The following is an 11,754-nucleotide window of genomic DNA, read 5'->3' on the forward strand; positions in this document are numbered from 1 at the left end:
AGACCGCTATCGCATCACGATGGCCGTTGCGGGTTTTTCGGAAGCGGACATTAGCATCGTTGCCAAGCCCAATCAGGTCACGGTCAGCGCGCAGTCCAAAGCCGATGAAGCGACCGGCCAGTTCCTGCACCGGGGCATTGCCGGGCGCGCCTTCGAGCGCAAGTTCGACGTTGCCGACCATATTCGCGTTGCCGGTGCGACGCTGGAAAACGGCCTGCTGCACATCGATCTGGTTCGCGAAATCCCCGAAGCGATGAAGCCGCGCACGATTGCGATCACAACCCCGGCCAATAGCGCGACCCTGCCAACCTTGGCCGCCGCCGAATAGGCGCAAGGCGCGCGGTCTACGCGCTTCTCTAGACCTCTTCGTGATCCGCCCCCCGCCGGAATAGCCGCCTGCGGGGGGTCTTGTTATGCACCTCGCGAGTAGGGATTATCGGCGTATTACGAAAGAATCCTGTTGGGTCTGTGCAAACTATCCCGTAATTTATGGAATAGTGGGGCGGAAGGTCCAAAGATTATGGGATTCGCGGGAAAGGCCGTTCAGTAAACGCATGCACGACGACATATATGAATTACATGTCGCCGAAAGCGGGCGTTGGCACCTCCAAGAACGCTTTCGAGGGACACAGAAGGATGAGGCCGTCGAGGAGGCGAAGCGTCAATTCGCATCGCCATCCATTGAGGCTGTCCGGGTTATTCTTGAAAAATACGACGAGACTGAACAGCTTTTCAAGCAACGGACGATTTATCGTCAATCCAAGCAAAAGGTTGCCCCGCCGGTAAATGCCCCGGTTGCAGCCGCGCCGCCGCGCCGGATTGCCGCGCCGCCTCGGGTTGCCCCTGTTTCGCGCACGGCGCAGGCGCGCCCGCTTGGGACCGCCGCCTCGGTCTTAGCCTCTTCCTCGCCGCCGCCGTCCAAGCCCGCCGCCGCGCCCGAGGAGGAAGCTGGCCCCTCGCTCGCCAGCCGCCTCATGATGTCTGGATTGATCGCCTTAGTGCTCTCCGGCCTTGGGGTATTGCTGCTGACGGGCGTTTTGGGTGGCGAAAATGGGCCGCTCGCCTCAGTCGATCCGCTGTTCATTTATCTGCTCAGCGTTTTTGTGTTCGCGGCGGCCTTTTGGATTTCGCTGCAAATGTTCAGCCGAACCGGCGGACGCCGCGCCGCGCGCGCCCTCGTGGACGACGAGACGGAAACACCGGAGGCAACGCCAGCTTCAGCGCAACCCCCACAAGCCTCCTCGACCTCCCCCCCCTCGGGGGAGGCTGCCCAACCGATGTCTGCCGCCGAGCAAACCCGCTTTGACGCCGCCCAAAAAGCCATTGAAGAGCGGGGGCTTGCCGCCATGAACCTGGGCGGCAGTGCCTCGGCGCAGGGAAGCGTGCCGCCCGCTCCCACTCCCAGCACACCGGTTGCCGCCGCGCTCGCGCCTGAGGAAACCACTGCCGAGGAAAAAGCGCCCACTGAGAAGACGGAACCATCGGTAACCCCGTTCAACGGCGATTACCTGCTGACGTTCTTGCGCGACTCGCTGGTACACCCATCGATGCAGCCCTTTACCGGTAATGGTTTGGACGGGCGCAACCGCTTCGCCTGCCATTTGTTCATGTTGGGGGCGGCGGAAGCCGTTTTGACCAAAACCAAAGGCTCGGCCAAAGAACTGCCGATTTTGATTGGGGGCGCGCTTGGGGCTTTAGGGACAACCGCCGACCGGGCGGGCACCTTCCTTGCGCGCGTGGCCGATTATCATCGCGATGAGAAATTCGGCAAAGCCATCGAAGCCGGTCGCGCCGCCATGGTTGCCCGCTTGCAAAAAGGCGGCGGCGAGACTGATAAGCTTGGCGCGGCGCTCGAAACCTGGAACGGGGTCAGTGAGGCCGCGCAAAAGACACTCGATATCGCGATTCTGTTTACCGATCTGGTCGCCTCGGTCGCGACCACGCAGCGGATCGGCGAAGAACAGGCCATGCGCCTCGTCCAGAACCATAATCAGATCGTCGCCGTTGCCTTAAAGCGCAATCGGGGCCATCAGGTGAAGCATACGGGGGACGGCATTATGGCGGTCTTCCCGCGCGTGGCCGATGGGCTCGCCGCCGCCGTCGATATTCAACGCCAGTGCCAAGAGCATAATCAGGTCACGCCGGGCGAGCAGATCCTACTGCGTATCGGCCTGTCCGCCGGGCAGCCAGTGCAGGAAAATAACGATTATTTCGGGACGATTGTGCAACTCAGCGCGCGGCTTTCGTCGCTGGGCGAGCCCGGCGATATTCATTGTGATGCCATTTTTGCCGATTATGTAAAAGAGAATGTCGTGGCACCGCTCAGCGCCCCGTTCGACGTTCCCTTGAAAGGGTTTGCCCAACAGCAAACCGTCTATCGGGTTGAATGGCAGAACGATGCCCCAATTGCTGAGGCATCGGAATAGGGCGAGCGGACCGATTTTTAGCGCCTCAAGATAAGGAAATCCCAATGCAGCGCCCCCTTATTCCCACGGAAGTCTTGGCGGGCGGGGTTCTCTTGCTGGCGGCGATTGCAGCCCTGATCGTCAGCAACTCAACCCTGTCGCCGCTCTACGACGGGCTGCTGGAAACCCCGGTCGGCGTGCGGGCGGGGTCTGCCGGGCTGGAAAAGCCGTTGCTGCTCTGGATCAATGACGGGCTGATGGCGGTCTTTTTCTTCCTCGTCGGTCTGGAAATCAAACGCGAAGCGCGCTTGGGCCAACTCGCCAACCCTAAAGTTCTGGCGCTGCCGCTTGCCGCTGCGATTGGCGGGATGATCGCCCCGGCGGCGATTTATACGGCGCTGAACGCGGGCAATCCCCAAGCCCTCAACGGCTGGGCAATTCCGGCGGCGACCGATATTGCCTTCGCGCTTGGCATTCTTGCCACCTTGGGCAAACGCATTCCCCCCGCCCTGCGGTTGTTCCTGATGGCCCTGGCGGTGATCGACGATCTCGGGGCCATTGTCATTATCGCGATTTTCTACACGGCCGACCTCTCGGTTGTGGCTTTGGCGGGCGCGGGTCTGCTGCTGGTGGCCCTCGCCGCCCTCAACCTCGCGGGGGTGCGCAAACTCACTCCCTATGTTCTGATCGGCGTCGCGCTGTGGGTTTTCGTTCTGAAATCGGGCGTTCACGCCACCTTGGCCGGGGTCGCACTGGCCTTCGCCATTCCGCTGTCGGATAAAAATGGTGAAACCGAGCATGGTCCCCTGCTCACAGCGGAACACGCGGTTTATCCGTGGGTAACGTGGGGGGTGCTGCCCATTTTCGCTTTCGCCAATGCGGGCGTATCGTTCGCGGGCCTCGGGGTGAGCGCCTTTGCGGAAACCGTCACCTTGGGGATTGCCTTGGGTCTGCTCATTGGCAAACCCGTTGGCGTTCTCCTCGCCTCCCGTCTTGCCGTTCGCGCCGGTTTGGCTGAATTGCCGGAGTCGCTGAGCTGGCCTTTGGTTGCCGGGGCCGGGATTCTGGCGGGGATTGGCTTCACCATGAGCCTATTCATCGGCGGCCTTGCCTTCAGCGGCCCCGACGCGGCGGCCCAGGTCCGGCTGGGCGTGCTGGCGGGCTCGGTGCTGGCGGCGGTAATCGGATATCTTTATCTGCGGCGGGCCGCGAAAGCATGACATCGGCAAAGGGAGCAAGCCGAATCGCCGATGTTCCGCCCGATCATCTCGCGCGATTGAATCGCGGTGAGGCGGAAACGCGCACCCTCGCGGAAGGGTTGGCGATGTCGTTTCCAACCCTCATGGCGCAGGTTGATCCGGCCTTAGCCGAGGCGGCGGCGGCTGATTTACCCGCCGACATTGGAATTACCCAACGGATGGCCCGTGCGGGGGTATTGTTGTGGGGCCGCTTTGGCTTGGAGGGGCTTACCACCCTATCGGCCCACCCCTCGGATACCGTGCGAGGCTGGGCCGCCTTTGCAATTGCCGCCGCACCCGACTGGGATTTGTCCCAGCGCCTGAAGGCCGTTCGCCCGCTGGCCGACGACGCCCATTTCGGCGTGCGCGAATGGGCCTGGCTCGCTCTAAGGCCCTCACTTGCCGCACAAATCGAACCAAGCTTGAAGCTCCTCCAACCCTGGACCGCCGAAGCTTCCGCCTACCTGCGCCGCTTTGCCAGCGAGGCCACCCGTCCGCGCGGGGTTTGGTGCGCGCATATTCCGGCGTTGAAAGACAATCCAGCGGCAGCCCTCCCCCTGCTTGCGGCCTTGCGCAACGATACGAGCGAGTATGTTCAGGATTCAGTGGCGAATTGGCTGAACGACGCCGCCAAGTCCCGCCCCGACTGGGTGCAGTCGGTCCTGGCCGAATGGCGCGCCGAGGGAACCGTCGCCCCGCGCCTGCTAAAGCGGGCGGCCCGAAGCTTAAAGCCCGAAAAAATCTAATCCACCTCGGTAACGGTCGCCACGCGCAGGCGCGCCCCGTCGAGCATATGCAGATTATTGTACGCGAGCAGGCTATTGACCGAGCGCACATAATCCTGCCCGCGCTCGGAATAGCGCCCAAGGGCCGCCATTAAATCCGGGCCGGAAACGGGTTTCCCCGTAAGGCGCAGGCGGGCGCGCAGGTCGCGGAACCCGGCATAGGCCGCGTGGGTGTTGAGATTGCGGACGTAGGAGGCCACCCCTTCCGCAAGATCGGCATAGGGCCGCTGGCGGCGCACCGTGCGCCCTTCGGCATCACGCACCCACATGACCATGCCGAACAGGGCGTTGCCCTCGCGCGCAAGGTTGGACGTGCCCCAACCGCTTTCCTCCGCCGCCTGGGCGAGGGCCAGCGAGGGCGGAACGATATCAACGCGCTTCAACAGATCGGGGAGCGACCAGCGCTCCAAGCGAAACTCGGTGAGGACAGCGGCAACAAAAGCGCGGTCGTCGTCGGTCAGATCGCCCGATTCAACCCGCCCGGCGAGTTTCAACACGCGCTGCCGGGTTTCCAGAATATGGGCGTTCACGTGCAGCAGATGCGGTAAAACGGAGCGCACGAAAATGCCCTTGCGCTCCTGGGAGGCGACGGCGTGGGTCAAATCCTGCGGCAGCCGCGCCAGAAACACGCCCGGCACGTCGCCTTCAAGGGCAGTATCATAATCATGCGCATCGAACAGGGTGAGCAGCTTCGCGGTCGAAGGCACCGCTTGGCGCGTTAAAAGTTCGGGTTTCGGTGGGGAGACCGCGCTAACCGCAAAAGCCCCGCTGAAGGGCTCGATGCCAAAACGCGGTTCGGCCTTCCCGCGCCGCGACTGCTGGCGCTGTAACTGGCTTTGAGCATAGTCAAACATCTGCAAGCCCCGGAAGGCCGTCAGATCGTGATCGCGGTAGCCGCCCGCCACCAGCGCATCCGTCACAAGCGCCTGGGTGCGCGCTATGGCATCGATCCCCGGCGGGCCGCCGCGCAAATCCTCGCGCCAGGCGACCAGGTCGGTGAGGGCCTGCAACGGTTCCGACAGGGCGAGCGCCTCGGGGGCCGGGGTCAGGTCGGCGAAGGCCTGCGATGGCGCATCGGGAAGGGGATCGGCCCGCGTGGCGAGCACTAAAGGTTCGTTGAGCGAATGCGACGGCCCAAGGCCGGGTTCGGTCCAGATTGCCAAACTCTCCCCAGCTTCGGGCGGCGTCGCCACCGGCGGCGGGGCCGGGTCAAGCCGGTCGCGCGCGGCGAGCAGCCAGGAAGTTTCCACCTCGCGCGGACGGGGGCTAAGGGCGCCCCGCTCCACCGGCAGAACGTCAGGCAAACGCGCGGGCGGATGCAGCGGGTCGCGGCGCGGAACGAACGGCGCGGGGGCGATGCGGTCCGCCATCATTACCGCCGCCACCGGCTCGCCCAGCGGCTTTAGCCGCGCAAAGGCCTGCAATGGCGTCGCCGCCAGCGGCATATCGCGCTTTCGCGCCAGCGCGACCAATTCGGAAGGGGGCAAATCCTGCGTTTTAAGGGTACGCGCGGGCGAAAGATGGATTTCCACCCGGCGCGGCGTTTGCGGCGGGTTGGCGGCAATCAGCAGCACCGTTGCCAGGGCCGACTCGAGCGCGAGCAGCCCCAACAAGGATGTAAAAAGCCGACGCCCTGTGAAGGACATCGGCTGATGTTCCGCGTTTCCCCACATTTCCAAAAGAGTTTAGCGGGAAGAAACGGAGGAGTCTTGGTCTCAGACCGTAAGATTTTGTCTTACGACCTGAGCCGTTTTTGCTTCAAACGGGATTCTTTAAGCAACTGCACGGACTTCCGAGACTTCCGGAACGTAATGCTTGAGCATATTTTCAATGCCCATTTTCAAGGTTGCGGTCGAACTCGGGCACCCGGCGCAAGAGCCGCGCATCTTGAGGTAGACGATCCCCTTATCGAAGCCCCGAAAAACAATATCGCCGCCATCCTGGGCCACCGCCGGGCGCACGCGCGCATCCAGCAGTTCCTTGATCTGATGCACGATAGGCGCGTCTTCTTCGGCGAACTCTTCGTCTTCGGCTTGCTCGGCGTCATCCAGATCGTGCAGCACCGGCGCGCCGGAGAGGAAATGATCCATGATCGCCGCCATCGCGATGGATTTTAGCACCGGCCATTCTTCGTCGCCCGACTTGGTGACGGTGACGAAATCATCGCCCAGGTAGACGCCCGTCACCCCCGGCAGGGTAAACAAACGCTCAGCCAAGGGCGAGGAAACCGCTTCTGCGGCGGAGGCATAGTGCACGCTGCCGCGCCCCAATACCGGACGGCCCGGCAGGAACTTGAGGGTCGCAGGATTGGGCGTGGCTTCGGTCTGAATGAACATGGCGGGTCCCTCGGGTGAGCGTCGCCGGGTGTCCGGCGGGATATGGGACTAATTTGGTCCTAATCCCGCCGAAACGCAAGCCCCCGTGGTTAACAGTGATCTTATTCCAGCCCTTCAAACAGCGCGGTCGAAAGATACCGCTCCGCAAAGGACGGGATGATGACGACGATACGCTTGCCCTTATTCTCGGGCCGCGCCCCCAATTCCAACGCCGCCGCCAGGGCCGCGCCGGAGGAAATACCGACCGGCAAACCTTCGATGCGCGCCACATCGCGCGCCGTGCGGAAGGCGGTATCGTTGCCGATGCGGATGACCTCGTCGATGATCTTCGTATCGAGAATGCCAGGAACGAACCCCGCGCCGATCCCCTGGATTTTATGGGGGCCGGGCTGGCCGCCGGAGAGCACGGGGCTATCTTCCGGTTCAACCGCGACGATCTTCACGCCCGGCAGCTTCGCCTTGAGCACTGACCCAAGGCCGGTAATCGTGCCGCCAGTGCCGACGCCGCTGACGACGAAATCGACCTTACCCTCGGTATCGGCCAGAATTTCTTCCGCCGTGGTGTGGCGGTGGATTTCCGGGTTCGCCGGGTTTTCGAACTGTTGCAGCATCACCGCATTCGGATCGTTCGCCACGATGTCATTGGCCTGGGCAATTGCGCCCTTCATGCCCTGGGCCGCCGGGGTGAGGCGCAGTTCAGCGCCGAGCAGGCGCAGCATCTTGCGCCGCTCCACCGACATGGATTCGGGCATGGTCAGGATCAGCTTATAGCCCTTCGCCGCCGCGACAAAAGCCAGCGCAATGCCGGTATTGCCCGACGTCGGCTCCACCAGGGTTGCGCCCGGCTTCAAACGCCCATCCCGCTCGGCGGCTTCCACCATCGCAAGGCCGATGCGGTCTTTTACCGACGCAAGCGGGTTGAAGAACTCCAGCTTCGCCAGAATTTCCGCCTCGACCTTCCGGTCCGCCGCAAGCTTGGACACGCGGACGAGCGGCGTCGCGCCAATGGTATCGAGAATGCTGTCGTAGATGCGATTGCGGAAGGGGCTGGCGGACATGAGACTCTCCTCGGTCTAATTACCGAAATTACGATGCTATATGTTTATATAACATCGATTGACGGATGTTAAATGGTGAAATCGACAATTGCCGCCGCATGGGCGGGAATCCCGGCGGCGCGGGAGCGCTCGCACAGGTCTTCCAGGGTGATCGATTCAAGCCGCGCCATTACTTCGGCGGTAAGCTCAATCCACAGCGGCTGGACCACGCGCGTGCCGAGATCGGAGGTGCTGGCTTCCGGCCCTTCATTCTCCTCCTCGCCGGTGACGAGGCGGATGATTTCGCCCAAGGTGATGCGCCGCCGCTCCCGCGCCAGCCGGTAGCCGCCGCGCGGGCCGCGCACGCCCGCCAGAATCCCGGCGCGGGTAAGCTGCTGCAAAATCGGCTCCAGCGAGCGTTTGGGAATGCCCTGCCGGGTAGTGATATCGCCCGATTGCACGGTGGTGCCCCCGGCGTGATAGGCGATATCCAGCACGGCTTCGATAGCGAGCAGGGTTTTGCGCGGCAGACCGAGCATCGGCGTGTCCTTTAAGCGGAAGGGGTTGCAGCAAGGCCCGTGGAGCCGAAGCCGCCCGCGCCGCGCGCGGTTTCGTCCAAGCTGTCGACCGGGGTCAGCGCCGCGCGGGTAACTGGCGCGAGCAGGAACTGGGCGATGCGCATGCCCCGCTCCACAATAAAAGGCTGATCGCCGTGATTAATCAGAATCACCTGAACCTCGCCGCGATAGTCCGCATCGATGGTGCCGGGCGCATTCAACACGGTGACGCCGTTCTTTGCCGCAAGGCCCGAACGCGGCCGCACTTGACCTTCGAACCCCGCCGGAATGGCGAAAGCGAGGCCGGTCGGCACGAGTGCGCGTTTGCCCGGTGCCAGCGTGATCGGGCCGGCGATGGCGGCCAGTAGATCGAAGGCCGCCGCCCCCTCGGTCGCATAGGCGGGCAAGGGCAGATCGGCCCCGTGGGGCAAGCGCAGCACGGGTAGAGGAGTTGCGGTCATCAAGCGTCTCTCAAAGTCGAAAAATAAGTGGCGACCGCTTGGGTCAGGCGATGGGCGGCATCCGCTTTGGTCGCGTGCGGCCAAGTATCGATTCCGGCGGCGGTCACGAGGTTCAAACTTGTGTAATCGCCGCCGAAGGTGCCCGTCGCGGGGCTCACATCATTGGCGAGAATCCAGTCGCAGCCCTTGCGCAGGCGCTTGGCGACCGCGTGTTCCAGCACTTTTTCGGTTTCGGCGGCAAAGCCCACCACCAGCGCCGGGCGCTGGGCGTGATGGGCCACGGTTTTGAGAATATCGGGGTTCTCGGTCAGGTGAAGTGCGGGCGGCGCATCGCCACTCTTTTTCAGCTTTTGGTCCGCCGCCGAGGCAATGCGCCAGTCGGCCACCGCCGCCGCGCCAACGAAAAGATCGGCGGGCAGCGCCGCTTCCACCGCGTCCAGCATCTGCTGCGCGCTTTCAACCGCCTGAAGAATAACCCCGGCGGGCGTCGGCTCCTGGGTGGGGCCGGAGACGAGGGTGACGCGCATCCCCGCTGCCGCCAAGGCCCCGGCAATCGCGTGCCCCTGCTTGCCCGACGAGCGGTTGGCGATATAGCGCACCGGGTCAATCGGCTCATGGGTGGGGCCGGAGGTGACAATCGCGTGCTTGCCGACCAAGGCGGGCAGCGGCGTATGGGCGAGAAACGCCGCTTCCAGCGCCGCCAGCAACTCGGGCACTTCCACCAGCCGCCCTGAGCCGGTCTCGCCGCAGGCCAAATCCCCCGCCGCCGGACCAATGACGGTAACGCCGCGTGATTTAAGCGTCGCGAGGTTCGCTTGGGTCGCGGCGTGCTGCCACATGAAGAGGTTCATCGAAGGCGCAATGAGCACCGGCTTATCGGTGGCGAGCAGCGCCGTGGTCGCCAGATCATCGGCAATCCCGGCGGCCATTTTGGCCATCAGATTGGCGGTTGCGGGGGCGACCAGCACCAAATCGGCCTCGCGGCTCAGGCGGATGTGCCCCATCTCGCTCTCGTCGGTGAGCGAGAAAAGCTCTTGATACACCTTATTTTCGGACAGGGCCGCCACGGATAAGGGGGTAACGAACTGCGCTCCGGCTTGGGTGAGCACACAGCGCACATCGACGCCGCGATCCCGCAAACGGCGGATCAGCTCCAACACCTTATAGGCGGCAATTCCCCCGCCGATGATGAGTAGCAGCCTTTTTCCCGACAGCATCTGTTTGACCGATAAAAGGACAAGATTGGTCTGGAAAATGGGATAAATTGGCTAAGAGCGCAAGGAGAATGTGATATTTTGGAGCGGTTCGGCGTCACGTCGATGTTCGGAAGGCGGCAAATTGGCTTGCTTTACGTTGTGTTTAATACCGGAAAAATTGAGAACTTTCCCGATCAATACAATATTCCATTACAATAAATAAATTTAACCTCTCTTCACGTTGCACTTAACACCTCAACGCGAAAAGCCTCCTCTTCACAACCACGAATATCTTCCATATCAAAAAATATAAACATTGATCCCGGAACACTAGAGCCAAACATTACTGGAGCTTTCCCATGAAAAATCAACCCCCAGACCACCTCTAATGAGACCTCCTCCCCAATCCAGTCTTGACAACCAAGCTCAAAGACCACATGAACATGACGTTTATCAATTTCGTTCATAGTACGCAAATCGAATTTGTATATACAATCTAAAGATCGGAATTCTCCTAAGTTTTGCCCGGACCGCACCCGTCGAACGATCAATTTATAAATCTCAACCACAAGTTGCCCAAATTCCCCAAGAATAGACTCGTCCACCGATTCAATTAAATATGAACCAGAGTCAGTTATAATCAAAAAAGAGTTACATCTGAAGCCAGATTTTCCATACTTATGTATTGATCCACTGAATTTTATCTCTAACCACCTCTTATTCAATAGAGATCGAACCGAATCACTGCTCTCCAAATCCAAAAGAGATTGAAAAAACCGCATTTCACATTCTCCAAATATCAGTATTTACTTAACCTTAGACGAAAACATCCAGCCTGAACCAGGATATCACACGAGTTTGCGGGCTGATATTCGTACCGTATACAATATCGGCAAACCGTGGCCCCGAATATTTGGTCTCATGCTCGCCGCAAGGCAACAGGCGGGTGGGGGGTGAACTACGACGGTTCGGCATAAGCGCCCAAGGCCTAACCGCCGCCTTACCGAAAATTCAGTAGCGCCCTTAGCCCAGTTGCGGCACTACTCCTTCTCTCGATATCTGTTTTGAGCGTGGGGTTTCCGGTGATGATGTCTGCCAAGCGTATTTTGATCAGCGGCGGGGCGGGGTTCCTGGGGTCGCACCTGTGCGAGCGGCTGCTGAACGAAGGCCATGACATTCTGTGCGTGGATAATTATTTCACCGGCAGCAAGGCCAATATCGCGCATTTGCTCGATCATCCGCGCTTCGAAGTGATGCGCCACGATGTGACCTTCCCGCTCTATGTGGAAGTAGACGAGATTTATAACCTCGCCTGCCCAGCCTCGCCGATCCATTATCAGTTCGACCCGGTGCAGACGACGAAAACCTCGGTCCACGGCGCGATCAATCAATTGGGTCTTGCGAAACGCGTGCGCGCGAAGATTTTCCTGGCCTCGACCTCGGAAGTCTATGGCGACCCCACCGAGCATCCCCAGACCGAAAGCTATCGCGGCAACGTCAACCCCATCGGCCCGCGCGCCTGCTACGATGAAGGCAAGCGCGCCGCCGAAACGCTCTATTTCGATTATTGGCGTCAGCATAAGCTGCGCATCAAGGTTGCGCGGATTTTCAACACCTACGGGCCGCGCATGCACCCGAACGATGGCCGCGTTGTTTCGAACTTCATCATTCAAGCGCTGCAGAACGAGCCGATCACCCTGTACGGCGACGGCAGCCAAACCCGGTCCTTCTGCTATCAG

At 61.3% G+C, this 11,754-nt stretch carries 12 protein-coding genes; 5 read left to right on the top strand and 7 right to left on the bottom strand.

The window, feature by feature from the left end; all coding sequences use genetic code 11:
- From ACIQ36_RS13175 to ACIQ36_RS13190, 4 genes are all read left to right on the top strand, one after another.
- Positions 1-328 (top strand): Hsp20 family protein (locus tag ACIQ36_RS13175; protein ID WP_395829984.1); only part of this gene is annotated, 328 nt, incomplete at its 5' end.
- 226 nt (positions 329-554) lie between these two features.
- Positions 555-2,426 carry an adenylate/guanylate cyclase domain-containing protein gene (locus tag ACIQ36_RS13180; protein ID WP_395829986.1) on the top strand — a complete coding sequence of 624 codons (1,872 nt, stop codon included), beginning with the start codon at positions 555-557 and terminating at the stop codon, positions 2,424-2,426.
- 38 nt (positions 2,427-2,464) lie between these two features.
- Positions 2,465-3,625: a Na+/H+ antiporter NhaA gene (nhaA, locus tag ACIQ36_RS13185; RefSeq protein WP_395830001.1), complete on the top strand. Its 1,161-nt coding sequence runs from the start codon at positions 2,465-2,467 to the stop codon at positions 3,623-3,625.
- Entirely contained in the window at positions 3,622-4,389 is a 768-nt protein-coding gene (locus ACIQ36_RS13190) for a DNA alkylation repair protein (RefSeq protein WP_395829988.1), read from the top strand. The genes nhaA and ACIQ36_RS13190 overlap by 4 nt, the downstream gene beginning before the upstream one ends.
- Here the strand turns inward: ACIQ36_RS13190 and ACIQ36_RS13195 are convergent.
- The 7 genes from ACIQ36_RS13195 to ACIQ36_RS13225 form a co-directional block, all read right to left on the bottom strand.
- Positions 4,386-6,074, bottom strand: a complete 1,689-nt coding sequence (locus tag ACIQ36_RS13195) for a glucosaminidase domain-containing protein (RefSeq protein ID WP_395829990.1) — start codon at positions 6,072-6,074, stop codon at positions 4,386-4,388. The genes ACIQ36_RS13190 and ACIQ36_RS13195 overlap by 4 nt on opposite strands.
- A gap of 126 nt (positions 6,075-6,200) precedes the next feature.
- Positions 6,201-6,764 (bottom strand): NifU family protein, encoded by a 564-nt coding sequence (locus tag ACIQ36_RS13200; protein WP_395829992.1) that lies wholly within the window; start codon positions 6,762-6,764, stop codon positions 6,201-6,203.
- Positions 6,765-6,865: 101 nt separating this feature from the next.
- Positions 6,866-7,822 carry a cysteine synthase A gene (cysK, locus tag ACIQ36_RS13205; RefSeq protein WP_395829993.1) on the bottom strand — a complete coding sequence of 319 codons (957 nt, stop codon included), beginning with the start codon at positions 7,820-7,822 and terminating at the stop codon, positions 6,866-6,868.
- A 68-nt stretch (positions 7,823-7,890) separates the two neighbouring features.
- Positions 7,891-8,340, bottom strand: coding sequence for an Rrf2 family transcriptional regulator (locus ACIQ36_RS13210; protein WP_045777036.1), 450 nt, complete (start codon positions 8,338-8,340; stop codon positions 7,891-7,893).
- An 11-nt stretch (positions 8,341-8,351) separates the two neighbouring features.
- Complete coding sequence (gene dut / locus ACIQ36_RS13215) at positions 8,352-8,819, bottom strand: dUTP diphosphatase (RefSeq protein ID WP_395829995.1); 468 nt, start codon at positions 8,817-8,819, stop codon at positions 8,352-8,354.
- Positions 8,819-10,036, bottom strand: coding sequence for a bifunctional phosphopantothenoylcysteine decarboxylase/phosphopantothenate--cysteine ligase CoaBC (gene coaBC / locus ACIQ36_RS13220; protein WP_395829997.1), 1,218 nt, complete (start codon positions 10,034-10,036; stop codon positions 8,819-8,821). Before coaBC ends, dut begins: the two co-directional genes overlap by 1 nt.
- A 215-nt stretch (positions 10,037-10,251) precedes the next feature.
- The gene (locus ACIQ36_RS13225; RefSeq protein WP_395829999.1) at positions 10,252-10,797 is read right to left on the bottom strand and encodes a hypothetical protein; all 546 of its coding nucleotides are present in this window, start codon (positions 10,795-10,797) and stop codon (positions 10,252-10,254) included.
- Between the two features lie 303 nt (positions 10,798-11,100).
- On the opposite strand from ACIQ36_RS13225, the gene ACIQ36_RS13230 reads away from it, so the two are divergent.
- Positions 11,101-11,754: NAD-dependent epimerase/dehydratase family protein (locus ACIQ36_RS13230; protein WP_395830003.1), on the top strand; the 654-nt coding region annotated here is incomplete at its 3' end.

The sequence above is a fragment of the Elstera sp. genome (genome assembly GCF_044372965.1).
Classification (GTDB): domain Bacteria; phylum Pseudomonadota; class Alphaproteobacteria; order Elsterales; family Elsteraceae; genus Elstera.

Bases quoted from the DNA above. Each gene is read 5' to 3' on its own strand.
- ACIQ36_RS13210 (WP_045777036.1), bottom strand. From the start codon at position 8,340: ATGCTCGGTCTGCCGCGCAAAACCCTGCTCGCTATCGAAGCCGTGCTG.
- ACIQ36_RS13195 (WP_395829990.1), bottom strand. From the start codon at position 6,074: ATGTCCTTCACAGGGCGTCGGCTTTTTACATCCTTGTTGGGGCTGCTC.
- cysK (WP_395829993.1), bottom strand. From the start codon at position 7,822: ATGTCCGCCAGCCCCTTCCGCAATCGCATCTACGACAGCATTCTCGAT.
- coaBC (WP_395829997.1), bottom strand. From the start codon at position 10,036: ATGCTGTCGGGAAAAAGGCTGCTACTCATCATCGGCGGGGGAATTGCC.
- ACIQ36_RS13180 (WP_395829986.1), top strand. From the start codon at position 555: ATGCACGACGACATATATGAATTACATGTCGCCGAAAGCGGGCGTTGG.
- ACIQ36_RS13190 (WP_395829988.1), top strand. From the start codon at position 3,622: ATGACATCGGCAAAGGGAGCAAGCCGAATCGCCGATGTTCCGCCCGAT.
- ACIQ36_RS13225 (WP_395829999.1), bottom strand. From the start codon at position 10,797: ATGCGGTTTTTTCAATCTCTTTTGGATTTGGAGAGCAGTGATTCGGTT.
- dut (WP_395829995.1), bottom strand. From the start codon at position 8,819: ATGACCGCAACTCCTCTACCCGTGCTGCGCTTGCCCCACGGGGCCGAT.
- ACIQ36_RS13200 (WP_395829992.1), bottom strand. From the start codon at position 6,764: ATGTTCATTCAGACCGAAGCCACGCCCAATCCTGCGACCCTCAAGTTC.